This window comes from Kitasatospora sp. MMS16-BH015, from assembly GCF_002943525.1.
Lineage (GTDB): Bacteria > Actinomycetota > Actinomycetes > Streptomycetales > Streptomycetaceae > Kitasatospora.
In genome coordinates this window covers 3,011,310-3,034,746 of the sequence record NZ_CP025394.1, presented here as the reverse complement: position 1 = coordinate 3,034,746, position 23,437 = coordinate 3,011,310, and the positions used below count along the sequence as shown (strand labels likewise).

Here is a 23,437-nt window from a genome sequence, read left to right as displayed (position 1 = left end):
CCCGAGCCCGAACCGCCGACGGCTGCCGCCACCGATCCGACGGTGGCGCGATTCCCCCGAAGGGGTCTTGCATGACCGATTCTCAGCACCCGGGTCCGGACCTGGACTCGAGCCCGAATTCGAACCAGCCAGCGGGCACCGCCGGCCAGCCCGTGTACGAGGAACTTAGCGTGCCGGTGCCCGGCGGGGAGCTGGCGCTGCTGAGGTGGCCTGCCACCGTGGCGGGTGCTCCCATAGTGGTCGCTGTCCACGGCATCACGGCGAACGCCCTAGCCTGGGGCGAGGTGGCTCGGCAGCTTGCGGGGCGGGCCGAGCTGGTGGCCCCGGACTTGCGCGGGCGCGGCGCCAGCCGGGCCGTGTCCGGGCCGTACGGTCTGGCCCGGCACGCTGACGACACGGCCGAGCTGATCGGAGCCCTCGGGCTCGGGCGGGTGGTCCTCGCTGGCCACTCGATGGGGGCCTGGGTAGCGGCGCTGACGGCCGTCCGGCATCCGGAACTCGTCGAACGGCTGCTCCTGGTGGATGGTGCGGTCACCTTCCCGCTCCCCGCCGAGGTGTCGCAGGACGATGTCCTGGCGGCCGTGCTGGGGCCGGCCCTGGCCCGGCTCTCGATGACCTTCACCGACCGGAGCGAGTACCGGGTGTTCTGGCAGCGGCACCCGGCCTTCGTGGGGCAGTGGTCCGAGGCCACCGACGCCTACACCCAGCGTGACCTGGTGGGGGAGGAGCCCGAACTGCGCTCCTCCTGCGTGCTGGAGGCGGTACGGACGGACGGCGGCCAGGTCCTGCTCGACCCCGACGCGGCCGGGGCGATCCACCGACTGCCCTGCACGGCCGAGTTGCTCTGGGCCGAACGCGGCCTTCTCGACGACCCGCAGGGCCTCTACGACGAGCAGCGCCTCAAGCTCGCCCGGCTCGACCCGGACCGGGTGAGCGTGGCACCGGTCCCCGACACCAACCACTACTCGATCCTCGCCGGCCCACGCGGGGCGGCCAGGTTGGCTGCCCACTTGCTCGGCACCGCCACGGCCGACTCCTGACCCCCCAACCGACCTCGACCCACCCCGATCGACCGTGATCGATCGTGACCAGCCCCACCTCCGCCCCCCACCCCGCACCTGCTCCCATCACCCCGAAACGCAGACTGGCTGCCCCGACTGGAACCGGGGCAGCCAGGGGCAGCCAGGGCCGCCGGAGCGGCCGGCTTGCAGCGGGTGGATCCCACCCGGCTACGGACCAGGTCAGCCCGCCGCGCCGAGGAAGGACTCCCAGCCGCCGGTGGGAGCCTTGCCCACGCCCAGCGTGCGCAGCTTGCGCAGGGTGGACTCGTCCTGGACCTCCAGCCACTCCACCAGCTGACGGAAGGAGACCAGCCGGACCTCGGGCTTGCCCGCGATGGCCTTGATCGTCTCCTCGACCGCGTCCATGTAGATGCCGCCGTTCCACTGCTCGAAGTGGTTCCCGACGAAGAACGGCGCACGGTTGGTGGTGTAGGCGCGGTCGAACCCGGCCAGGTACGAGTCCCGGGCCTGGTTGCGCCAGTCCGCGTACTTGGACGCGTCGCCCTTGGTGGTGCCCCCGGACTGGTTGAACAGGATGTTGTAGTCCATGGACAGCACCTGGAAGGTGTGACCGGGGAACGGGATGCCCTGGAGCGGGAAGTCCCAGATCTTGCCGTCCTGCACCTTCTGCGGCCAGATCTGGAGGCCGCCCGGCGAGCTGGCGTCGTACTTCCAGCCGAGCTTGGCGGCCGTCGGGAGGAGGGCCTTCTGACCCTCCAGACACGGGGTGCGGCCGCCGATGAGCTCCTTCTTGTAGTCGAAGGGCAGCGGGTCGACGTCGGTGAAGCCGGTGTTGGTCTTCCACTGGGTGACGAAGGAGATCGCCTGGTCGATCTCGCTCTGCCAGTCCTCGGAGCTCCACTTGTTGACGCCGTTCCCGTCGGAGCGGGTCGAGCAGAAGTGGCCGTTGAAGTGGGTGCCGATCTCGTGGCCGGCCAGCCAGGCCTGGCTGATGAGCTTGAGGGTGTTCTTGACCGCGCCGTCCGACAGGAACGGGATGTCGGAGGCACCGACCGAGTGCTTCGGCGGGTGGTACAGGGACGACTTGCCCTTGGGCAGCGCGTAGATGCCCGACAGGAAGAAGGTCATCGTCGCCTTGTAGTCCTGGGCGAGCTTCAGGAACCGGGGGAACTGGCCGTCGTCGGTGCCGCCCGCACCGTCCCAGGAGAAGACCACGAACTGCGGCGGGCGCTCGCCCGGCTTGAGCTTCTCCGGCTTCGGCTGGTTGGGCTGGGGGCCGGTGTCGGAGGTGGAGCCGTCACCGATCAGGGTGCCCTTGGCCTTCGAGGACGAGCTGCTGCCGGGCGTGCCCGAGTGGCCCGAACCGGCGGTGTCCGAAGCGGTCCCGGAGCCACCGGAACCCGACTTGCCGCTCCCGCAGGCCGCGACGGCCCCGAGGGCCGCGGTGGCCGCGGTGGCACTCAGCACAGTCCTGCGCGAGATCCTGCTCATGGTCTCCCCTGCCAGGTTGAGTCCGGGCCTCACAAAACATCCGGAGGCCCTGTGGAGGGGCGCCCGGACGCTCAGGAGAAAACGGACATTTGCTAGATACTTCGCCTTCAGCATGTCATGCGCGAGGGGTGCGGTGCAGCCCGCTCCCCTGCCAATCAGGACACCGTGGCGGGGCCGTGCGGATGCATGTTCGGCGCTTCTGTTGCCGTCCTGAGACAGTACTGCGCGTGACCGGTCGGAAGGGGCGCGTTGCCCTACTGTTCAACGCCTTCTCGACGGTCGGACTCCGACGGTGACTCCGGGCCCCGCCCCCCGAATCCGACTCGCAGGATCGAATCCGACCCGCAGGATCGTGGGAACGCGGGCTCGCCGCTCGAGTGTCAGACCGCGGTGGCGAGGCGACGGCGTCGGCGGACCACCTGGGCCACGGCCGAGCTGATCGCCGTGGCAGCGGCGCAGGACACCGCGAAGCTGAGCCAGGCGGTGTTGAACCAGTGGCTGTTCAGCCAGCCCAAGGTCACGATGTACGCGGCCCAGACCACGGCCGCCAGCGCCGACCAGCGCAGGAAGGTCCGCGGGTGCTCGGGTGAGTGGCCCATCGCGAGGTCCAGGACGGTCCGGCCGGCCGGCACGAACCGGGCGATGATCACCAGGGGGGCCGCGGCCCGGCTGGTCTTGCCGGACAGGTGGGCCTGTACCCGCTCCACGCTGGCTGCGAGCTTCGGGCGGTGCTCCAGGCGCCGGTGCACCATCGGAGCCCCCTTGCGGGCGAGGCTGAGCAGTGCCAGGTCACCGAGGAAGGAGGCGAGGGCCACCCCGAGGGCCAGCAGCAGCGGAGCGCCGTTGAAGTGCGAGGTCCGCAGCACGGCGAGGATCACCAGGGTGCCGCTCGGCAGGAACGGCAGGAAGGCGTCACCGAGGACGGCGCACAGCGCCAGACCACAGATCCAGGCCGGGCCGATGATCGATACGGCTTCCATGTGACAACTCCCTCCAGGCCGCCCTGGGGAGAATCAGGTGGCTGCGAAGTACAACGCTAGCCGGTGGACCTTTCATGCCATTAAGGACCCCCTGTATGCCGTGGATCACAGGGCGTACGAAAGCCCCCGGGGCGGGGTGCCGCTCCAGGGGCTCGCAGGGGCCGACGGCGCTGGTCCAGCATTGCGGCCGTGCTCGGTGACGTGGGCCGTGGTGTGCGGCTTCCGTCGGTGACCAAGATTGCCGGACGGCGGGTCGGCTCCGCGAGCATCCGGGCTGGCGGGTTCAGGCGCTGGCGTCATGTCGCCACTCGCTGACACCGGTTCGCGGCGTTCCGTGACGGTGTCTGCGGGAGTGTCGCGGGTTGACCGGGGTTGACGGGGTGCGGAGCCGTTGTGTGTCACTCCCCCGATTTGCGGTGAATCGGGACCGTTGAATCGGGAACACGGCGGCGAGGAGGTCGCTTGCTTACGGAGGACGAGACGAACGGGAGCGGTCTCCCGTGGCCGACAAGGAGGACAGAGCGCCCATGAGCACCAGCGACGCGCCGCAGCGAGCCGACCAGGGACCCGAGGGGTCCGGCGCCACCCCGGCCACCGGCCCCGCTTCGGCCGCCACTCCGGGCCCGGCCTCGGCTGACACCGCGGACTCCGGTTCGGTCCACGCCTCCAGCGCCCTCGTGGTTGACCCCATCCGTGGCGTGGCCCGCGGCACTGCCCCGGCCCCGCTCTCCATCCTCGACCTGGCGACCATCGGTGCCGGCTACACCCCGGCGCAGGCCCTCGCGGCCACCACGGCGCTCGCGCAGAGCGCCGAGCGGTGGGGCTATCACCGGTTCTGGGTGGCCGAGCACCACGGCATGCCGGGCGTGGCCAGCTCCAACCCGGCCGTCCTGATCGCGCACCTCGGCGCGAACACCACCACCCTGCGCCTCGGTTCCGGCGGCGTGATGCTGCCCAACCACGCCCCGCTGGTGATCGCCGAGCAGTTCGGCCTCCTCGAGGCGCTCAACCCCGGGCGGATCGACCTGGGGCTCGGCCGCGCGCCGGGCACCGACCAGGCCACCGCCCGCGCCCTCCGGCGGGGCCGCACCGACGGCGCCGAGGACTTCCCCGAGCAGCTCAGCGAGCTCACCCACTTCCTGGACGGCAGCTTCCCCGCGAACCACCCTTACGCGCGCCTCACCGCCGTACCCAAGGGCGAGGGCCGCCCGCCGATCTGGCTGCTCGGCTCCTCCGGCTTCAGCGCGCAGCTGGCCGGCCGACTCGGCCTGCCCTTCGCCTTCGCCCACCACTTCAGCGCGGCCAACACCGAGCCCGCCCTGGAGCTCTACCGGTCGAGCTTCCGCCCCTCGGCCGTCCTCGACACGCCGTACGCGCTGATCGGCGTCGGCGCGGTCGCCACCGAGGAGGAGAAGCAGGCCCACCGCCACGCCCGCACCGCCGCGCTCGGCATGCTCCGCCTGCGCCTGGGCACCCCGGGGCCGATCCCCACCCTGGCGGAGGCCGAGGCGTACCCGTACAACGCGGCGGAGGCCGACTTCGTCGAGTCCTGGATCGGCAACCTGGTGCTCGGCACCCCCGGTGAGGTGGCCGACGGCCTGGAGGCGCTCCGCAACCGGACCGGCGCGGACGAGCTGATGGTCACCTCGCACGTGCACGGCCACGAGGTGCGGCACCGCTCCTACGGCCTGATCGCCGAGGCGTACGGCCTGACCGCGGCCTCCTGAGCCTCGCACCCTCGCATGGCGACGGTGGCTCCGCTGCCCTGCCCTTGACGGGCCCTACGCCGTTGGCTGATCCGAGCCGAGCTGATCCGAGCTGATCCGAGCCGAGCGGCACCAGCCGTCAGGCGGGGTTGTGGTGGTTGCGCAGCATGGCCGCCACGGCCTCGGCCGGGCCGGGGCGGGCGAAGTACCAGCCCTGGGCGGTGTCGCAGCCGGTCTGGCGGAGGCGTTCCGCCTGGGCGGCGTTCTCGATGCCCTCGGCGGTGACGGTGAGTCCGAGCGCGTGGGCGAGCTGGACCATCGCTCCGACGATCTGCTCGTCCGCGTCGGCCCGCCGGAACCGGCCGTCCGGCCGGCCGCCGGGCACGGGGTCGCGGAAGCCTTCGACGAAGCTGCCGTCCAGCTTCAGCACGTGGACCGGCAGTCGGGAGAGGTAGGCGAGGTTCGAGTAGCCCGTGCCGAAGTCGTCGATGGCGATCCGGATGCCCATGTCGGCCAGCGCCTGGAGCGCCTGGACCGGTCGGCCGCCCGGGCCCAGGACGGCGCTCTCGGTCAGTTCCAGCTGGAGCAGCCGGGGTGGCAGCCCGGTGCGTTCGAGCACCTCGGCCACGTCCGCCACCACGTCGGAGTCCCAGATCTGCCGGGCCGCCAGGTTGACGCTCACGAACGCCTCAGCCGCAGGGGACTCCGTCAGCCAGCGCTGCGCCTGCCGGCAGGATTCCTCCAGCACCCACTTGCCGAGCGGCACGATCGCGCCGGACTCCTCGGCCAGCGGGATGAACCGGTCCGGTGAGAGCGTCCCGTAGCGCGGGTGACGCCACCGGACCAGCGCCTCGGCGCCGTGCACCGCGCCATCGGCCAGCCCCACCAGCGGCTGGTACTCGACGGTGAACTCGCCCCGCTCCAAGGCCGGTCGGAGCGCCGTGGCGAGCCGCTGACGGGTCAGCTGGTGGGCGCCCCGATCCGGGTCGTAAAGCGTCCAGCGTGCCCGGCCGTCCGCCTTCGACCAGTACAGGGTGGCGTCGGCGTCCTTCAACAGGTCGGTGGGCGTGGTGTCGAGCACGGGCCGCTCGACCACGCCGATGCTCGCGGTGACCACCAGCTGCTGGCCCGCGATGTCGAAGGGCTGCTCCAGAGCCTTGATCAGTTCGGCGGCGAGCGAGGTGAGTTGGTCGTGCCCGTCGCTGTCCGGCACCAGGACGGCGAACTCGTCGCCGCCGAGCCGCGCCACCAGCCGGCCCTCGCCCCGGGCGAATCCACGCTCCAGCCTGGCCGCCACGGCGACCAGCAGCTGGTCGCCGACGTGGTGCCCCAGTGTCTCGTTGATGGCCGCGAAGCCGTCCAGGTCGACGTAGCAGAGCCCGACCCGGCGAGGGTTGGACGAGTCGCCGTTCGTGGTGGGCAAGGTGCCGGGGGTGGCGGCCCCCGGTGGGATTGACGATTCGTCAGCCGTCCTGGCGAAGGCCGCGTTGAGCTGCTCGAAGAAGAGCGCGCGGTTCGGGAGGCGGGTGAGCGGATCGTGTATGGCCTGGTACGCCAGGCGGTCGCCGAGCATGCGCTGTTCGGTGACGTCCTCGACCATGGCCAGGGTGTAGAGCGGGCGTCCGGAGCCGTCGCGGATCAGCGAGATCGTCACGTTGCTCCAGATCTCGCGTCCCTCGCGGTGCTTGAGGCGCTTCTCGACCCGGATGCGGTCACGCTCGCCCCGGACGAGTTCGCGGTAGAGCCGGCGCGGGGTGTCCTCGGGGTCGATGATCTCGTGGATGTGGGTCCGGACCAGGTCCGGCACCTCATGGCCAATCATCGCCGCGAAGGCCGGGTTGGCCTCGATGATCAGGTCGTCCGGGCCGACCAGGAGCATCCCGATCCCCGCGTCGGCGAAGGCCGCGCGGAAGCGGGACTCGCTGGCCCGGAGGGCGGCGAGGAGTTGCTCGGTGCCGCTTTCGGTCGGTGCCGAGCAGAGCGGGCAGACCGAGTCGGGGAGGTCGGAGAGCCCGGTGAAGGCCCCCGGAACGGGGCCGGGGTGGCCCGGGTGCTGCCGGGCGGGCCCGGCCGGGGCGGCGGGTTCGGCGGTGGTGGCGGCTTCCGTGGCTCCGGCGGCCGATCGGCCGAGGGGCTCTGTGGCCGGGTGCCGGTCGAGCGTCGGGTGGGCGTGGTGCTCGCGTCCGCCGACGGTGCCGGGCTCGGCGGGCTCGCGTTCGTGGCCGTCGGCCGAGCTGTCCGCCGGGCTGTCCGCCGAGCCGTCGATCAAGCCGCTCGGGGCGACCGCGGCGGCGGCCGGCGTCTGCTCGGGGGCGGCGGGCGCGTGGCCGTCGTTCAGGGCGCGCCGGTGATGTGCGTCGGCCCCCTCGTTCCGGCCCGGCACGGCACACTCCCGTCCGTTGCTGACGCTAGTCCCGGCCGGCCGACCGTGTTGCGGCACCCACCGGCATCCCGCTCTGTGCGAAGGGCCCGGAAAGCAGTGCGGGAACGTTCAACTGGAAAGTCCGGCAGAGCACAGGGCACTGGGGCTGATCATAGGACGCGCTCTGAGTCGGGGCGACCGCCGCCAGGGTGATTCGCCAGGTTTCGTCAGTAAACGCGTGAGCAACTGCGCGAGTAGGTGCGCATTTCGAGCGGCTGTGCGCTTTTGTGTTGCGTGTGAGTGTCCGGCGCGCACTCGGGGGCACGCGCCGGACACGGGTCTCCCGAACGGGTGACGGGTCAGGCCAGCTGGGCGGTCAGCGTGATGGTGGTGCCGGTGAGGGCCTGGCTGACCGGGCAGTTCGCCTTGGCGTCCTCGGCGGCCTTCACGAACCCGGCCTCGTCCAGGCCGGGCACCTGGCCGGTGACCGTCAGGTGGATGCCGGTGATGCCGGTGCCGGGCTGGAAGGTGACGTCGGCCTGGGTGTCCAGCTTGGTGGGCGGGGTGCCTGCGCCGGCCAGGCCGTGCGACAGGGCCATCGAGAAGCAGGCCGAGTGGGCGGCCGCGATCAGCTCCTCCGGGCTGGTCTTCCCGTTCGCCGCCTCCGCGCGGGACGGCCAGGAGACGGGGTACTCGCCGATCCCCGAGGACGCGAAGGTCACCAGGCCGTTGCCGTCGACCAGGTTGCCTTCCCAAGCAGTGCGTGCGGTGCGAGTGGTTGCCACGATCAGGTACCTCCTGAGTTGGGGGAACTGCTGCTTCGTCACGTTTCGTCACGTCCGGCCGTGCCCGGCCAGCCTACGGCCAGTGGCCCCCGTTCCCGGGTAGTCCGGCGGTTCGCCGACCCGCGGTCGGTGAACCACGCCCGACGGGCACCGGGGAGCGGCCTCCCGTCCACATGCCGGACGGGCAGGTGAATATGGGGAGTCCGCCGGGGTGCCCCTGTTAGATTTGCCGGGGCCCGAGCCCGGCCCGTGGGTCGTCCGGGTGCCATTCACTCAGCAAGCCCCGGAGCCCTTTCGATGACTGATCAGCCCACGAACTCCGCCGCCGCCGCGCACACTTCGCTCGACGAGGTCGCCCCCGACGTCCGGGACGAGCTGCGTTGCCTGCGCGAGAGCATCGACAACTTCGACGCCGCCGTGGTCCACCTGCTGGCCGAGCGCTTCAAGGCCACCCAGCGCGTCGGCAAGCTCAAGGCCGAGCACAAGCTGCCCCCGGCCGACCCGGAGCGCGAGCGCGACCAGATCCGGCGCCTGCGGGAACTCGCGGCCGGGGCCCACCTCGACCCGGTCTTCGCTGAGAAGTTCCTGAACTTCATCATTGCCGAGGTCATCCGCCACCACGAGGCGATGGCGCGCTCCTGAAGAGACGCGCTCCTGGACAGACGCGCTCCCGAGTGGCGCGGCAGTGCGGTTCCGCGCCGGGGCCGGATCTCGCTCGAAGGAGTGAAGCGGTGACGCGGGCGGGCGACCCCGGGCAGTGCCCGTGAGGTGTGTGTAGCAGCTAAATGTCTGATTTCGTGCCGTCTCGTGGCGGGGTTAGCGTGCTGTCTTCCCCAGGTCGTCGGATCTGATCGACCGTGGTGTGCCCCGGCCAGGACGGCCGGTCGGCGTTCGCCCCGCGGTCACAGGAGAGGCGGTGCAGTGATGGCACGCAAGCAGCAGCGGAGCAGCACGCGGCAGAACGGCAGGGTGACCGGCGGGCGGACCGGCGGGCCTCGGCGCGCGGGTGGGGCGGTCCTCGGGGCTGCAGCCGTCGCGGCGGGCGCCGCCGGTCTGGCGGGGTTCGCGGGGCACAGCCCGGTGGCGGAGGTCTCCGCCGGGGTCAGCCGGCTCGCCGCGGTCGGCGAGAGCGTCCCGTTCGCCGTGGCGGACTGGGACGCGGCTGGTACGGGTGCCGCACTCGCCGCCCTGGCCGGCGGCGTCGGTTCGGTGGTCGTGATCAGGCGTCGGCAGCCGGCTCGGGACGCGGTCCGCTCCGGCTCGCAGGCGGCCTGACCCGGTGCGACCGGAGCAGGGCGACGGCGCCCCGGGCGGACGCCCGTCCGAGGAAGTACTCAGGCAGGAGAGGTACGGTCCAGTTCAGGAGTCGTACGGACCGCCGCAGCTGCGAGCGGATCGGGAACTGGTGGGGTACGAGCGCGTGGGGCACGAGCTGGTGGGTCAGGGGCGAGCGGCGCAGGGATCGGCCGACCAGGAACGGCAGGACCGGCAGGACCGGCCGGGACAGCAGGACCCGCCGGACGGCGGGTGGGTCGGGCCGACCGGGACGGCGCCGGGCGCGCACCACGGTGGGGCCGCCCGCCAGGAGTACGAGAGCGCCCCCTCGGAGCAGGCCGGCCGTGCTGAGCCCGGCCATGTCCAGGGTGGCCACGGTGAGCCGGGGGCGGCGCGGCGGTCGGTCCGTGGGTTCTGGCGTGCCCGCGCCGCGCGGCGGAGCGGGCAGGGTGGTCGGCGGCGGTGGCCGTGGTGGGCGGAGTTCCCGGTGATGGTGACCGCCGGGCTGGCCGCCGCACTGTTGATCAAGACCTGTCTGTTCCAGGTGTTCACCATCCCGTCCGGTTCGATGGAGAACACCCTGCGGATCGGCGACCGGGTGGCCGTGAACAAGCTGGCCCCGCTGTTCGGCTGGGAGCCGAAGGCGGGCGAGCCGGTGGTGTTCAAGGACCCGGGTGGCTGGCTCCCGCCGCAGGCGGGTGGTTCGTCCGGGCCGGTCGGTGAGGCACTGAGCTTCATCGGGTTGCTGCCGCCGAGCGGGGACAACTACCTGGTCAAGCGGGTGATCGCGACCGGCGGCGAGACCGTGCAGTGCAATGCGAAGACCCTCCGGGTGGACGGCCACCCGGTCGCCGAGCCGTACCTGCACGTCGGCGACGACTCCTGCGCCGGCCTGGACTTCGGCCCGGTGAAGGTCCCGCAGGGCTATGTCTGGGTCGAGGGCGACCACCGCAGCGATTCCGCCGACTCCCGGTACCACCGCGAGGGCCCGGCCGGCGGCGCCGTCCCGGTCACCGACGTGGTCGGCCCGGTCTCGGCCGTGGTCTGGCCGCTCAACCACCTGGACTGGTTCGGGGCCACCGGTCGCTGACGGGTACCACTCCGGAAGCTTGCCTGGCGTAGCCGGGACCGGGGCCGCCCGACCGAGGTCAGTCGCGCCGAGCGCTCCCGCTGCCGGCCACGGCGTCCAGCGCCCCGCCGTCCTCGGCCACGCTCGCTGTGCCCACCCCGCCCGTGGCGCTCGCCGCATCCGCGGTGGTGGCGGCGGGCTTGCTGGTCTGGGCGGCGAAGGCGCCGAGCAGCACCAGGAACCCGCCGATCACCTGGGCCGTCCCGAGGTGTTCGCCGAGCAGGAACCAGGCGGAGACGGCCGCGACCACGGCCTCCAGGTTGGCCACCACGGCCGCGACCTGCGGGGAGAGGTGGCGGACCGAGACGACCCCGGTCAGGTAGGCGAGCACGGTGGCGATCAGCACCATCCAAGCCGCCGGTATCAGGGCGGGCAGGCTGTGCCCGTTCATCACGGCCCGGCCGGCCAGCAGACCCCAGTCGGCCTCCCAGGGGCGGGTGAGCACGGTGAGCACCACGGCCCCGGTCAGCAGCCCGTAGGCGCTGAGCGCCAGCGGGTCGACCGGGTGCTCGCCCTCGCGTCCGGCGTCGGCCAGCACGAAGTAGCCGACCTGGCAGCAGGCCGCGCCGAGGCCGAACAGCACGCCCAGCGGGTCGAAGTTCAGCCCGTGCCAGACCTCGACCACGCAGGCCAGCCCGGCCACCGCCACGCCCGTGCCGATCGCGGCGGCCCGGGTGATCGGCCGCCGCTGGACGAACTTGATGTAGCCGAGCAGCAGCAGCGGGCCGAAGTACTCCAGCAGCAGCGCGACCCCCACCGGGATCCGGGAGATCGCCGCGAAGTAGCAGGCCTGGACTCCGGCGACCGCCAGCAGGCCGAAACCGAGCAGCAGCCAGGGGCGCTGCTTCACGACGGCCCGGTGCCGGTAGGCCAGCGGGAGCAGCACCACGGCTGCGCCGGTGACCCGGAGCCAGACGACGTGCAGGGGTGAGAGCCCGGCTTCGATCAGCGGTTTGGCCGCCGTGCCGGACCCGCCGAAGGCGAACGCCGAGACCAGCGCGAGGGGCAGTCCGAGCGCCCGCACCTGGCCCCGGGGGCGGGAGGGTGAGCTGTGCATCGACGCATTCTGTCAGCTTGTCGACATCCCAGTAAGGGGCAATCTCGCCCTTTGGTCCTGGTTGGCCGCCGTCACTGTCCGGCCCGGACCTTGCACCGGTTCACCCCCGCGCACGGTCCGGATCCCCCGACGGGGAGGGGCCGGGGGAGGGCGATCCGGACGGCGAGGGGGAGGGCGACGGGGGCGGGGGCGGCGAGCTCGAAGGCGAGGAGGAAGGGGTCGGTGTGGGCGTGGGCCGGTCGCCGGTGGGGGTGGCGGAGGGCGCGGGCGGCGTCGCCGGTCGCCCGGTGCCGGTGCCGGCGGGCGAGGAGGCGGTCGCGGAGGAGCTCGGGCTCGGGCCGCGGCTCGGGGTGGCGCCGGTGGCGGACGGGTCGGCGGTGGGGGAGGGGGAGGAGGCGGCCGGGTCGGCGGGGGCCTTCGGGAACGGCGTGACGGGCTGTCCGTCCAGTGCCGCCTTCATGTAGGCGGTCCAGATCTGCGCCGGGTACCGTCCGCCCGCCGCGCTCCCGGTGCCGCCCACGTCGTCCAGGGTGACCTGAGCACCGGTCTTCGGATCCTGGCCGAAGAGCCCGACGACGGTGACCAGTTCGGGGGTGTAGCCCGCGTACCAGACCGACCGCGAGTCGTCGGTGGTGCCGGTCTTGCCGGCCGAGGGGCGGCCCAGCTCCTTGGCCCGGTAGCCCGTGCCGCCGGGATCGTCGACGACCCCGCGCAGCAGGTCGGTGACCTCGGCGGCGGTCCGCTCGGAGACGGCCCGGGTGGTGGCCGGCTGCGGCAGCCTGAGCCCCTCGCCGCCGTGCCGCACCTCGGCCACGAGCCGGGGCTCGATCCGTCGGCCGCCGTGGTCGAGGGTGGCGTACACCCCGGCCAGGTCGAGCACGCTCGGGGTGGAGACGCCCAGCGGGATGGCCGGGTCGGCCGTCAGCCCGGGGGTGCTCGCCGGCAGCCCGAGGTCCACCGCCGTCTGCCGCACCTTCTCCAGCCCGGTGTCCTGGGCGAGTTGGGCGAAGGCCGAGTTCACCGACCAGTCGGTGGCCTGCCGGAGGGTGACCGGTCCGTAGCTGCGGCCGCCCTCGTTCGGCGGGGCGTACGGGGTGCCGGTGCCGCCGCGGACCGGACGGCCGCTGGTGCCGTCGTACACCGTGGACGGGGTGATCCGCTGCCCGCCCTGGGTCTTGGCGCCGCTGTCGAGCGCGGCCGCCAGCGCGATCGCCTTGAAGGTCGAACCGGCCTGGTAGTCCCGCCGGGTGGCGTTGTCGATCCAGTGCTTGGTGGCGTCCGTGCCGCCGTACAGGGCCAGCACCTCGCCGGTGCTCGGGTCGACCGAGACGGCCCCGGCCTGCGCGTCGGCGTCCTTCCTCCGCTGCGCCGGGTCGAGCCGGTCGGTCAGCTGCGCCTTGACCGCCGTCTCCAGCTGCTGCTCGCGCTGCGGGTCGACGGTCAGCCGCACGGTGTACCCGCCCTGGGCCAGCGCGGCCTCGTTGACGATCCCGTGCGAGGTCAGGTAGTCGGTGGCCGCCCGCACCAGGTAGCCCGCCTGCCCGGAGAGACCGGGTGGGCTCTGCGGTTCGCGGACCTGGGGGAAGGCCGCGGCGGCCCGGTCGCCCGCCGGGAGCCAGCCCTCCTTGACCATCGCGTCCAGCACGTGGTTCCACCGGTCGAGCGCGTTCTGCCTGCCCGCCGCCGTCGCGGTCGAGACGTCGTAGGCGCTCGGTGCGTTCAGCAGCGCGGCCAGGTAGGCGCCCTGGGCGGCGTCCAACCGTGCCGCGTCCACGCCGAAGTACGCCTGGGCCGCGGCCTGGATGCCGTACGCGCCCCGGCCGTAGTAGGAGGTGTTCAGGTAGCCGGCGAGGATCTCGTCCTTGCTCTTGGTGGCGTCCACCTTGAGCGAGATGAAGAGCTCCTGCACCTTGCGGGTGACGGTCTGCTTCTGGGTCAGATAGGTGTTCTTCACGTACTGCTGGGTGATGGTCGAGCCGCCCTGGGTGCCGCCGCCGGTGGCGGTGGTGAAGGCGGCCCGGGCCAGGCCCTTCAGGTTGACGGCGCCCTCGTGGTAGAAGTTTCGGTCCTCGGCGGCCAGCGCGGCCTCGCGCGCGGCCGGGGAGATCCGGTCGATCGGCACGATCTGCCGGTCCGTCTCACCGGTGCGGGCGAGCACGCTGCCGTCCCGGTACAGCCAGGTGTTGCTCTGCGCCACGGCCGCCGCGTGGGCGTCGGGCACCTGCACGAAGGCGATCCCGAGCCCGAACAGCGTCATCCCCAGCAGCACCGCCGTCACCAGCCCGCCGAGCGTCATCCGCCAGGTCGGCACCAGCCGCCGCCAGCCGGTCCGCCGGGCGAGGCGGGCCCGGCGCCGGGCGCGTCGGCCGGCCGCACTCGTGGACCCGGCCCGGCCCGTGCTGCGGGCACGGTCGCGGGGAGAGGACGGGAGGGAGCGGGGCGAGGGGCGGCGGGGCAACAGCGGGCCTTTCCAGCGAGCCCCGTGACGGTTGCTCACGCGTTCCGGATCCATGGCGGTCCGTGCCAGCCTGCCTGAGCGACTTGTCACCCGTTAGGGACCTTTGTCCCGTTCCGTCCGAGGGCGGGGCGCGCCCCTCGGCGGCGGGATCCGGCCGACCTGTCCGTACAGCTCGACGGCCGTCCGGAGGCCTTCCCCTGTTCACGTGCCGCTGGAATCATCCCTACTCCCCGGTAACTGAGCTCTCGTCAGGAGACCCTCATGTCCCCGATCTCCCGCCGCGCCCTGCTGGGTTCGGCCGTCGCCTCCGGTGCCGCGCTCGGCGTCGGCGTGCTGCCCGGCACGCTCCAGTAGGCGCTCGCCGCCCCGGCCGCGCGCGGCACGCTGGACGACGTGGAGCACGTCGTCGTCCTGATGCAGGAGAACCGCTCCTTCGACCACTACTTCGGCACCCTGAACGGCGTGCGCGGGTACGGCGACACCTCCCGGGTGCGCTTCCCCGGCGGCTCCGACGTGCTGCACCAGCGGATGCTCGGCACGGTCGGCGGCACCACCCTGCTGCCCTGGCACCTGGACACCGCCACCAGCGACGCCCAGCGCATCTTCGACCTCGACCACTCCTGGGGCGGCACCCACAGCGCCTGGGCCAATGGCCGGTACAGCAACTGGATCTCCGCCAAGACCTGGTACACGATGGGCTACTACCGCCGCCAGGACATCCCGTTCCAGTACGCGCTCGCGGACGCCTTCACCCTCTGCGACCAGTACTTCTGCTCCACCATGGCCTCCACCGACCCGAACCGGCTCTACCTCTGGTCCGGCACCGTCGACCCGCACGGCCTCGGCGGCGGGCATCTCCTGGAAGGTCTACCAGCAGCAGGACAACTACGACGACAACGCCCTGGCCTGGTTCAAGTCCTTCCAGACCGCCCCGACCGACTCCCCGCTGTACCTCAACGGCATGGCCCGGCGCGGCGCCGAGGACTTCGCCCAGGACGTGGCCGCCGGACGGCTGCCCGCCGTCAGCTGGGTGGTCGCCCCAGAGGCGCAGTCCGAGCACCCGAACCACCCGCCGGCCGCCGGGGCCGACTTCACCTCCTCGTACGTGCTGCAGGCGCTGGCCGCGCACCCCGAGGTCTGGGCCAAGACCGTCGTGCTGCTCAACTACGACGAGAACGACGGCTTCTTCGACCACGTGGTGCCGCCGACCGCGCCGGCCGGCACGCCGGACGAGTTCATCGGCGGCGCGCCGATCGGGCTCGGGCCGCGGGTGCCGATGATCGTCATCTCGCCGTGGAGCCGGGGCGGCAAAGTCTGTTCGGAGGTTTTCGACCACACCTCGGTGCTGCGATTCCTGGAGAACTGGACGGGGGTGCGCGAGCCCAACATCTCCGCCTGGCGCCGCACCGTGTGCGGCGATCTGATGTTGGCATTCGACTTCACCGTCAGCAATCGCACTTTCCCGGCGCTCCCCGACACCGGGAAACTGCTCGCCGATCTCGCCGAGCAGGACAAGAAAGTGCTCCCGCCGCTCTTTCCGCCGCTCGTCCAGCACGCCCCCGAGATCGAGCCGGGTGACCGGCCGTCACTGCCGCTCGGTTACCGATTCGGTTCCTCCTCCCGGACCGATCCGGCCAAGGGCCTGCTCTGGATCACCCTCGACAACCTGGGCCGGCTCGGCGCCGGCATCTCGATGTACACGGTGAACTTCCGCGCATTCGGCGCCTGGCAGTACACCCTCCCGGTGGGCGGGCAGGTCACCGACTACTTCAGCGCCCTCGGCGTGAGCGGCGGCCCCTACGACATCGACGCCCACGGGCCGGACGGCTTCCTCCGCGGCTTCAAGGGCGACGTCCGCACCTGGTCCGACCCGGCCAAGCCCCACCCCGAGGCCGGCTCCGTCGAACACCCCCAGGCCCTCCACCTCACCCTGACCAACCAGGGCGCCCAGCCCGCCACCTTCACCATCGCCCCCAACGCCGCCCCGGGCGCACCCCGCCACCGGCCAGCCCGCCCAGACCCTGACCGTCACCCCCGGCGCCACCCTCACCACCACCCTGCCCCCGACCCCGGCCGACCGCTACGACTACACCGTCACCGCCGCCGACGGCTTCGAACGCCGCTTCGCGGGCCGCCTCCAGCCGTGAGGATGTCGACAAAGCGACCCGTGCTGACCCGGTGAGTGGCCGGGAACGGCTGAAGGCCCTCCGCTTTCGCGAAGGGCCTTCGGCCTGTCTGTGCGCCGCCAGGGACTCGAACCCCGGACCCCGAGTCGCTGCGGGGCGGGTCGGTCAGGGGCGGCGTCGGTTGGTTCGGGCTGACCCGGTGAGTGGCCGGGAATGACTGAAGGCCCTCTGCTTTCGCGAAGGGCCTTCAGTCTGTCTGTGCGCCGCCAGGGACTCGAACCCCGGACCCGCTGATTAAGAGTCAGCTGCTCTAACCAACTGAGCTAGCGGCGCTTGCTGACCTGGAAAACAATACACGGTCCGAAGGGGTGCCATGCGCCACGTCGTCCGAGGGGTGACCGGTTTGTGCTGGTTGGCGGCTTTAGGGTGAGGGGGTGATGCGCCGCGCCGCCGCGAGCCCGCAGTCGCGGGTCATCGCCGTCCTGCTGTCGGTCAGTGCGCTCGCGTACACCGCGTGGGTGTTGGAGGTGGTGATCGGGACCGGGCTCGATCCGGTGCAGGCGTACGTCAGTGAGCTGGCCGCCGAGGACCAGCCGCTCGGGGGGCTCTTCCGGGCCACGGATCTGGTGGCGGGGGCGGCGGTGCTGGTGGCGGCCGTGCTGGCGTTGGTGGGGTTGGAGCGGCGGGCCTGGGCGACCACGGGGTGGTCGGCGCTCGCGCTGTTCGGGGCCGCGACGGTGGCCGACTCCCGGTTGCCGCTCAGCTGCAAGCCGACCCTGGACCCGGAGTGCGCCGCCCGGGAGACGGCGGGCCTGGTGCCGGCCACCCACACCGCGCACGCGGTCAGCAGCACCCTCGCCATGATCGGCGCACTCGCCGCCCTGACCGCCCTCACCATCGCCGCGCGCCGCTACGGCTGGTGGCCCCGGTTCGCCCGCCTCGGGCCCTGGCTGCTCGGGGCCGAGCTGCTCGCCACCGGCTGGAGCCTCGCCGCGATCGCCGCCTTCCAGGCGGGCCGGGGCACCTGGTCGCTCGGTGCCGGACAGCGGCTGCAGGTCCTGCTGGTCGCCGTCAGCCTGGCTGTCCTGGCGCCGGCGGTCGGTTCCGCCCGTGGCGACGCGGCCGCTCGGAGCCCACGGAGTGCGGGGACCGTCCGGAGCACCCGGTGAACGGACCGGGCGAACGGTTCGTCCGGCTGGACGGCCGGGCCCTGCACGTGCGGGCGGAGGGGAGCGGGCCGGTCTGCGTGCTGAGCGCGGGGCTGGGGATGGCCTGGTTCGACTGGGAGCCGGTGGTGCCGCTGCTCGCACCGCACCGCACGGTGGTCCGCTTCGACCGCCCCGGCTACGGCCTGAGTGCCCCAGGACGGGCGGCCCCGACCGCCGCCGGGGAGGCCGACCGGATCGCCCGGCTGCTGACGGCGCTCGGTCTGCCGGGCCGCTGCACGGTGGTCGGCCACTCCCTGGCCGGCTTCCACGCCGAGGCCTTCGCCCGGCTGTACCCGGACCGGACGGCCGGGCTGGTCCTGGTGGACGCCAGTGCGGAGCCGTGCCCCCGTCCGCGTCCGGCCCCCGCCGCGCGCGACCTGGCGGCCCGGGCGGCGGCGGCCACCGCCGGCGCGCTCGCCCTCCCGTACCTGCTCGGCCCGCCCGGCCGCCGCCTGGTGGCCGCGCTGAGCACCGTCGGCCGCACCGCCCCGGCCCCCGCCGCCCTGGTCCGCCGCAGCTACCGCCCCACCCGGGCGCTGCGCGCGGCCCTGCGCGAGAACGCCGGCTACCTCGACGTGGCCGCCGAGCTCGCCGCCCTCCGCACCCACGCCCCCCTGCCCGCCGTCCCGGTCACCGTGCTGGCCGCCGACCGCGGCCGCGGCACCCGGGCCGCCGCCCGCTGGCTCACCCGCCAGCGCGAACTGGCCGACCTGCTCGGCGCCGCCTTCCGGGTGGCCGCCCCGGCCGGTCACCTGGTCATGTACGACCGGCCGGACCTGGTGGCCCGCGCGGTGCTCGACGGTTCCTGAGACAGTCGTCGGAGCAGGCCCTCGGGCCGCCCGGGAAGGCGACAGTTTGGCAGCCCGCAGGCGGCAGCGGTTACGGTCTGTAGCCGATTGGAGTATGAAGAATTCATACTTGACTGGTGAACGCATGAACTGGTGATCGAGGCCGTCCGTCGTGAACACTCTCCACGAGCACAGAGACAACGGCCCGCTACCCGACAGGCCACCGCCATCTGGGGGATTTACATATGAACGCCAACACGCCCACCGCAGCCTCTGCCCGGGCGGCGAAGGCTACACATCGGTATGCCCCTGATGCGTCCGACGTGCTGGATGCCCTGTCCGCACAGCTGGGGTCCTCGAGCGTCCTGACGCTCGACGACCCGCAGCTGGACGACCTGGGCATCACCGGCCGGGTCCCGCGCGACCTGGACCGGCTCGACCAGGACCTCGAGGACCTGCTCCTCGACGACCTGGGCATCACCGGCGCGTCGGTCCTGGCCGTCCGCCGGGATGCGGGTCGCAGAACGCCGGTGCGGACAGTGGAGGGGACCGCCCGCACCGGCGTCGGCTTCGTGATCGAGGAACTGGACGAGCCCGATCCGAACACGGTGACCATGTTCTGCCTCTGCAACCGCGTCGAAGGGGCGCCGGGCGTCGAGCGCGCCGCATGACTGCGGTCGGGGCCGGGGCGGCCGGCGAGGCGCGCCTCGGCTTCAAGGCGCACCTGCGCGTCCGCGTGGTGCCTGGCGAGGCGACCTACCTCGTCTCGCCCCGCTCGGTCACCGCGCTGCGCGGTCCGGAGGTCGAGATCCTCGCGCCGTTCCTGGACGGCACCCGCACCGGAGTCGAGATCCTCGCGGCCGTCGCGGGTCGGCTCTCAGCCGACCAAGCGATCAAAGGGCTCCGGGCCCTCGTCGAGACCGGGCTGGTGCGGACCAGGACGGACACCGTCGATCCTGCGGCGGAGGCCTACTGGGACCTGGCGGGGTTGAACGGCGGTCAGGCCGCAGCAGACCTGGCCCGCGACGGGATCCGGGTGGTGACGCTCGGCGGGATCGACCAGGAGGCCGTCGAGCAGGCCTGCCGTGACTCCGGGCTCAGGCTCGTCCAAGGCCGGTCCGCCGCGCTCACCCTGATGCTCTGCAACGACTACCTCGATCCCGCGCTCGCCGAGATCGACGCTCGTCAGCGTGCCGCCCGCCGACCGTGGCTGCTGGCTCGTCCGACCGGACCGGACCCGTGGATCGGACCGATCTTCCGGCCGGGGGAGAGCGCCTGCTGGCACTGCCTCGCCAACCGGCTGCGTGGTCACCGCCGCTCCGAGCTTCCGCTCCTGCATGCCGACCTCCGTCAGCCGCCCGTTGCTCCGGCGAGCCCGCCCGGCGCGGGCGGCGCGCCGCTTCCGCGCGCGGAGGCCTCGCTGGCCGCCGGTCGCGCCATCGGGGTGCAGACCGCCGTACTGGAAGCCGCCAAGTGGTTGAGCGGCCTGCGCTACGAAGGCCAGGACGCCGTGTACGCCCTCGACACCCTCACCCTTGCCGGCAGCTCTCATCCCGTCACCCGTCGCCCGCAGTGCACCGAGTGCGGTGACGGCGCCCTGGTGGCCCGTCTGGTCCGCCGGCCCGTGGTGCTCACCAGTCGGCCCAAGGCGCCCGGTGCGGCCAACGGTCACCGCGCGCTGACCCCGGGGCAGATGCTGGCGGCCTACGGTCATCTCGTCGACCCGATCACCGGGGTGGTCCGGGAGCTCCGCCGTGACCCGCGGAGCCCGGAGTTCGCCCACAGCTACCTCTCGGGCCACAACCTGGCCCTGGCCCCCGGCACGCTCGGCGGCCTGCGCAGTGGCCTGCGCTCCCTCTCCGGCGGCAAGGGGCTGACCGACGAGGAGGCCCGGGTGAGTGCGCTCTGCGAGGCGGTCGAGCGCTACAGCGGATCCTGGCACGGCGACGAGCCGGTGGTGCGCGCCAGCTACCGGGAGCTCGGCAAGTCCGCGGTCCACCCGGCTCGGATCCAGCTCTTCCACGACCGCCAGCACTCCGGCCGGGCCCAGTGGAACGCCGAGCACGCCGACTCCTCGTTCCAGCAGGTGCCCGAACCGTTCGACGAGCAGCGCGTGGTGGACTGGACTCCGGTCTGGTCGCTCACGGCCGGCGAGCGCCGGTTGGTGCCGTCCTCGCTCCTCTACTACTCGGCCACCGCCCCCGACGAGGGGTTGCCGGTGGCCGACTCCAACGGCAACGCGGCGGGGGCCAGCCTGGAGGATGCGGTGCTGCAGGGTTTCCTGGAGCTCGTCGAGCGGGATGCCGTCGCCCTCTGGTGGTACAACCGCACCCGGCAGCCCGCCGTGGACCTGGACGCCTTCGCGGCCACCGAGTCGTGGCTGCCCGCCATGCGCGCGGGCCACCGGGGGATGGGCCGCGAGGTCTGGGTGCTCGACCTCACCGCCGACCTGGGCATCCCGGTGATGGCGGCACTCTCCCGCCGGACGGACCAGCCGGCCGAGGACGTGATCTTCGGGTTCGGTGCACACCTCGATCCGGCCGTGGCGCTGCGCCGGGCGCTGACGGAGCTGAACCAACTGCTTCCCGCTGTGGCGGATGCCACAGCCCGCGACGGCGGGTACGCCGTGCAGGACCGCACCGCGGTCGCCTGGTGGCGGACCGCGACGGTGGCCCGCCAGCCGTACCTGCGGTCGGACGAGGGCGTCCCCGCTCGCGGCCCGGAGGCCTGGGAGTGTCGGCGGACCACGGACCTGAAAGACGACGTCGAGGGCGCGATACAGCTGCTCAGCCGCCATGGCCTCGAACTGTTGGTGCTCGACCAAACCAGGCCGGACATAGGCCTGCCGGTGGTCCGGGTGATCGTTCCGGGCCTGCGGCACTTCTGGGCCCGCTTCGCCCCCGGCCGGCTCTACGACGTGCCGTTGGCCCTCGGCCGCGTGAAGAGCGCCACACCCTTCGAGGAGCTCAATCCGATCCCGCTTTTTGTCTAGCCGCAGCTCGCACCGAGTTCCCTGGTCAGGGGGCGGAAAGGATAGAGATATCATCCTTTCCTTGAGCGGGGTCGATGTCATATGCTCCGTCCGGAGTCGAGTAGGACCCATGGGAGCCGGTATGAGGGATGGTCAGCCCGCCCAGCCGCCGCAGCGTCTGGCGGACACGGCGGAGGTGCTCGCTCCGAAGCTTGCCCGGGGGATGCTCTACGCGGTTCTCGTGGCTTATCTCGTCATTACCTACCTCAATATCCTGACCTTCATTCGGGATATTCCGACGATTATCGCCGGCATGGTGGGGGTGCTGGTCATTTTCATGCTCCAGCTCCTCCATTCGAATCCTCGAATGCGCCAGGCGACGGTGCGGGTCAAAACCCTGAGCCTGGGGAGCCAGGCCCTGCTGACTTTCCTGCCGCTCATCGTCTTCCACCGCGGCTGGGGAGGCATGGGCTCGTTCCTGGCCGGATCCTTCCTGCTCATCCTGCCTGCCCGCTGGGCCTGGACCCTTTACGGCCTGACCGGTCTCAGCATGATGGTCTACGGCGGAATCGCCGGAATGAGCGTGGTGGACACGGTCTATATGGGCCAGTCCACCTGGCTCAGCGGTCTTGTCGTGTACGGGATCTCCCGACTGGCGGAACTCGTCACAGTGCTGCACGAGACCCGTGGTGAACTCGCCCGGATGGCCGTCTCCAACGAGCGGCTGCGATTCGCCCGCGATCTCCACGACCTGCTCGGCTACAGCCTCTCCGCGATCTCGCTCAAGAGCGAGCTGATCCGCCGTCTGCTCCCCGCCAGCCCGGACCGGGCTCGCGAGGAGGTGTCCGAGGTGCTGGACATCTCGCGGCAGGCGCTGGCCGATGTCCGGCTGGTGGCCAGCGGGTACCGGGAGATGTCGCTGGTGCAGGAGTGCGCATCGGCGCGGGAGGTGCTGCGGGCCGCCGAGGTGGACGCCGCGCTGACCGTCTCGGTGGGCGAGCTGCCGCCGGCGGTGGACACCGTGCTGGCGACGGTACTGCGCGAGGGCATGACCAACCTGCTGCGGCACAGCCGGGTGCGCTCCTGCACCATCGAGGCGGTCCAGGAGGACAACACCGTCCAGCTCTCGGTCGTCAACGACGGCGTGGATCCGGGCGTGGCCACCGTCGACCCGCACGGTGGCAGCGGCCTGGGCAACCTGACCCTGAGAGTCCGCGCGATGGGCGGCACGCTCAGCGCCGGGCTGCGCCCGGACGGGCGGTTCCACCTGGTGGCCACCGTCCCGGTGGAGGCTGCGCCCGAGGCGGTGGGGCTGGACATCCAGCCGCTCAGAGCGCTGCGCAGGCTCTCCCGGAAGGTGGCGGTCTGATGGTGCGGCCCGGTAGCGCCGTACCCGAGACCGCCGCGGCCCCGGAGGCCGAGGGGCGCAAGCTGCGCGTACTGCTGGCCGAGGATGCCCACATGGTGCGCGGTGCGCTGATCGCGCTGCTCCAGCTGGAGCCGGACATCGAGGTCGTGGTGGACGTGGACCGCGGGGACGCGATCCTGCCCGCGGCCCTGGAGCACCGGCCCGACGTGGCCGTGCTGGACGTGGACCTGCCCGGGATGGACGGCCTCGCCGCCGCCGCGCAGTTGGCCGAGCAGCTGCCGTCCTGCCGGGCGTTGATGTTGACCAGCCTCGGCCGACCGGGCACGCTGCGGCGGGCGCTGGACGCCCAGGTGAGCGGGTACCTGCTCAAGGACGCGCTGCCGGAGCAGTTGGCTGCGGCCGTCCGTTCGGTGGCCGCCGGGCAGCGGGTGATCGACCCGCAGCTCGCGATGTCGGTCTGGGAGAGCCGGGAGAGCCCGCTGACGGCGCGTGAGGGCGAGGTGCTCCAGCTGGCCTCGCCGGGAGCCGAGGTCGGCGAGATCGCCCGGGCCCTGCACCTCTCCGAGGGGACGGTGCGCAACTACCTGACCTCGATCGTGGTCAAGGTCGGCGGTCGGAACCGGATCGACGCGATCCGGATCGCCCGCGAGGCGGGCTGGATCTCCTAGGCCGGACTCCGGTCGGGCCCCACCCGGTCGGGCCGGACTCCG

Annotated in this window: 18 protein-coding genes, 1 tRNA gene and 1 pseudogene; 13 read left to right on the top strand and 7 right to left on the bottom strand. The window is 72.6% G+C overall.

Going from position 1 to position 23,437, the window contains the following annotated elements; all coding sequences use genetic code 11:
• Positions 1–71 precede the first annotated feature (71 nt).
• On the top strand, positions 72–1,040 hold the full coding sequence (locus tag CFP65_RS13045; RefSeq protein ID WP_104816253.1) for an alpha/beta fold hydrolase: 969 nt from the start codon (positions 72–74) through the stop codon (positions 1,038–1,040).
• 201 nt (positions 1,041–1,241) lie between these two features.
• Here CFP65_RS13045 and CFP65_RS13040 read toward each other — a convergent pair whose 3' ends face one another.
• Together CFP65_RS13040 and CFP65_RS13035 are read right to left on the bottom strand one after the other, a co-directional pair.
• The gene (locus tag CFP65_RS13040; RefSeq protein ID WP_104816252.1) at positions 1,242–2,513 is read right to left on the bottom strand and encodes a hypothetical protein; all 1,272 of its coding nucleotides are present in this window, start codon (positions 2,511–2,513) and stop codon (positions 1,242–1,244) included.
• Between the two features lie 380 nt (positions 2,514–2,893).
• A complete protein-coding gene (locus tag CFP65_RS13035; protein ID WP_104816251.1) occupies positions 2,894–3,493 on the bottom strand; it encodes a DedA family protein in 600 nt (199 codons plus the stop codon).
• Positions 3,494–4,170: 677 nt separating this feature from the next.
• Between CFP65_RS13035 and CFP65_RS13030 the strand changes: the two genes are divergently transcribed.
• Positions 4,171–5,220: an LLM class flavin-dependent oxidoreductase gene (locus tag CFP65_RS13030; RefSeq protein ID WP_254552910.1), complete on the top strand. Its 1,050-nt coding sequence runs from the start codon at positions 4,171–4,173 to the stop codon at positions 5,218–5,220.
• Positions 5,221–5,338: 118 nt separating this feature from the next.
• Here the strand turns inward: CFP65_RS13030 and CFP65_RS13025 are convergent, their stop codons facing one another.
• Complete coding sequence (locus tag CFP65_RS13025; protein WP_254552371.1) at positions 5,339–7,582, bottom strand: bifunctional diguanylate cyclase/phosphodiesterase; 2,244 nt, start codon at positions 7,580–7,582, stop codon at positions 5,339–5,341.
• Between the two features lie 338 nt (positions 7,583–7,920).
• Positions 7,921–8,346: an OsmC family protein gene (locus tag CFP65_RS13020; protein WP_104816249.1), complete on the bottom strand. Its 426-nt coding sequence runs from the start codon at positions 8,344–8,346 to the stop codon at positions 7,921–7,923.
• Positions 8,347–8,643: 297 nt separating this feature from the next.
• Between CFP65_RS13020 and CFP65_RS13015 the strand changes: the two genes are divergently transcribed.
• The 3 genes from CFP65_RS13015 (at position 8,644) to lepB (ending at position 10,711) form a co-directional block, all read left to right on the top strand.
• A complete protein-coding gene (locus tag CFP65_RS13015; protein WP_104816248.1) occupies positions 8,644–8,988 on the top strand; it encodes a chorismate mutase in 345 nt (114 codons plus the stop codon).
• 282 nt (positions 8,989–9,270) lie between these two features.
• Complete coding sequence (locus tag CFP65_RS13010) at positions 9,271–9,621, top strand: hypothetical protein (protein ID WP_104816247.1); 351 nt, start codon at positions 9,271–9,273, stop codon at positions 9,619–9,621.
• A 130-nt stretch (positions 9,622–9,751) separates the two neighbouring features.
• Complete coding sequence (lepB, locus tag CFP65_RS13005) at positions 9,752–10,711, top strand: signal peptidase I (protein WP_104816246.1); 960 nt, start codon at positions 9,752–9,754, stop codon at positions 10,709–10,711.
• A 58-nt stretch (positions 10,712–10,769) separates the two neighbouring features.
• On the opposite strand, the gene CFP65_RS13000 is transcribed toward lepB, so the two are convergent.
• Positions 10,770–11,807 (bottom strand): DMT family transporter, encoded by a 1,038-nt coding sequence (locus CFP65_RS13000; protein ID WP_104816245.1) that lies wholly within the window; start codon positions 11,805–11,807, stop codon positions 10,770–10,772.
• Between the two features lie 100 nt (positions 11,808–11,907).
• Positions 11,908–14,304, bottom strand: coding sequence for a transglycosylase domain-containing protein (locus CFP65_RS12995; protein ID WP_256387272.1), 2,397 nt, complete (start codon positions 14,302–14,304; stop codon positions 11,908–11,910).
• Positions 14,305–14,679: 375 nt separating this feature from the next.
• Between CFP65_RS12995 and CFP65_RS12990 the strand changes: the two are divergent.
• Positions 14,680–16,057, top strand: a pseudogene (locus tag CFP65_RS12990) (alkaline phosphatase family protein); the annotation flags it as partial.
• 229 nt (positions 16,058–16,286) lie between these two features.
• Entirely contained in the window at positions 16,287–16,412 is a 126-nt protein-coding gene (locus CFP65_RS40805; RefSeq protein WP_371682529.1) for a phospholipase domain-containing protein, read from the top strand.
• Positions 16,413–16,650: 238 nt separating this feature from the next.
• Here CFP65_RS40805 and CFP65_RS12985 read toward each other — a convergent pair.
• Positions 16,651–16,724, bottom strand: a tRNA-Lys gene (locus CFP65_RS12985).
• Between the two features lie 104 nt (positions 16,725–16,828).
• On the opposite strand from CFP65_RS12985, the gene CFP65_RS12980 reads away from it, so the two are divergent.
• The 6 genes from CFP65_RS12980 to CFP65_RS12955 all read left to right on the top strand — a co-directional run bounded on the left by CFP65_RS12980 (position 16,829) and on the right by CFP65_RS12955 (position 23,395).
• Positions 16,829–17,560: a DUF998 domain-containing protein gene (locus CFP65_RS12980; protein ID WP_104816243.1), complete on the top strand. Its 732-nt coding sequence runs from the start codon at positions 16,829–16,831 to the stop codon at positions 17,558–17,560.
• On the top strand, positions 17,557–18,408 hold the full coding sequence (locus CFP65_RS12975) for an alpha/beta fold hydrolase (RefSeq protein WP_254552370.1): 852 nt from the start codon (positions 17,557–17,559) through the stop codon (positions 18,406–18,408). Before CFP65_RS12980 ends, CFP65_RS12975 begins: the two co-directional genes overlap by 4 nt.
• A 224-nt stretch (positions 18,409–18,632) precedes the next feature.
• Positions 18,633–19,058: a hypothetical protein gene (locus CFP65_RS12970; protein WP_158702155.1), complete on the top strand. Its 426-nt coding sequence runs from the start codon at positions 18,633–18,635 to the stop codon at positions 19,056–19,058.
• Positions 19,055–21,379, top strand: a complete 2,325-nt coding sequence (locus CFP65_RS12965) for a TOMM precursor leader peptide-binding protein (RefSeq protein ID WP_104816241.1) — start codon at positions 19,055–19,057, stop codon at positions 21,377–21,379. Before CFP65_RS12970 ends, CFP65_RS12965 begins: the two co-directional genes overlap by 4 nt.
• 121 nt (positions 21,380–21,500) lie before the next feature.
• Positions 21,501–22,727 (top strand): sensor histidine kinase, encoded by a 1,227-nt coding sequence (locus CFP65_RS12960; RefSeq protein ID WP_104816240.1) that lies wholly within the window; start codon positions 21,501–21,503, stop codon positions 22,725–22,727.
• Positions 22,727–23,395 carry a response regulator gene (locus CFP65_RS12955; RefSeq protein ID WP_104816239.1) on the top strand — a complete coding sequence of 223 codons (669 nt, stop codon included), beginning with the start codon at positions 22,727–22,729 and terminating at the stop codon, positions 23,393–23,395. Before CFP65_RS12960 ends, CFP65_RS12955 begins: the two co-directional genes overlap by 1 nt.
• Positions 23,396–23,437: the final 42 nt, after the last annotated feature.

Excerpts from the sequence above, each read along its gene's own strand:
- CFP65_RS12955 (WP_104816239.1), top strand. The coding sequence starts at position 22,727 with ATGGTGCGGCCCGGTAGCGCCGTACCCGAGACCGCCGCGGCCCCGGAG.
- CFP65_RS13010 (WP_104816247.1), top strand. The coding sequence starts at position 9,271 with ATGGCACGCAAGCAGCAGCGGAGCAGCACGCGGCAGAACGGCAGGGTG.
- CFP65_RS13045 (WP_104816253.1), top strand. The coding sequence starts at position 72 with ATGACCGATTCTCAGCACCCGGGTCCGGACCTGGACTCGAGCCCGAAT.
- CFP65_RS12960 (WP_104816240.1), top strand. The coding sequence starts at position 21,501 with ATGAGGGATGGTCAGCCCGCCCAGCCGCCGCAGCGTCTGGCGGACACG.
- CFP65_RS13035 (WP_104816251.1), bottom strand. The coding sequence starts at position 3,493 with ATGGAAGCCGTATCGATCATCGGCCCGGCCTGGATCTGTGGTCTGGCG.
- CFP65_RS12980 (WP_104816243.1), top strand. The coding sequence starts at position 16,829 with ATGCGCCGCGCCGCCGCGAGCCCGCAGTCGCGGGTCATCGCCGTCCTG.
- CFP65_RS12970 (WP_158702155.1), top strand. The coding sequence starts at position 18,633 with ATGAACGCCAACACGCCCACCGCAGCCTCTGCCCGGGCGGCGAAGGCT.
- CFP65_RS13040 (WP_104816252.1), bottom strand. The coding sequence starts at position 2,513 with ATGAGCAGGATCTCGCGCAGGACTGTGCTGAGTGCCACCGCGGCCACC.
- CFP65_RS12965 (WP_104816241.1), top strand. The coding sequence starts at position 19,055 with ATGACTGCGGTCGGGGCCGGGGCGGCCGGCGAGGCGCGCCTCGGCTTC.
- CFP65_RS13015 (WP_104816248.1), top strand. The coding sequence starts at position 8,644 with ATGACTGATCAGCCCACGAACTCCGCCGCCGCCGCGCACACTTCGCTC.
- CFP65_RS13000 (WP_104816245.1), bottom strand. The coding sequence starts at position 11,807 with ATGCACAGCTCACCCTCCCGCCCCCGGGGCCAGGTGCGGGCGCTCGGA.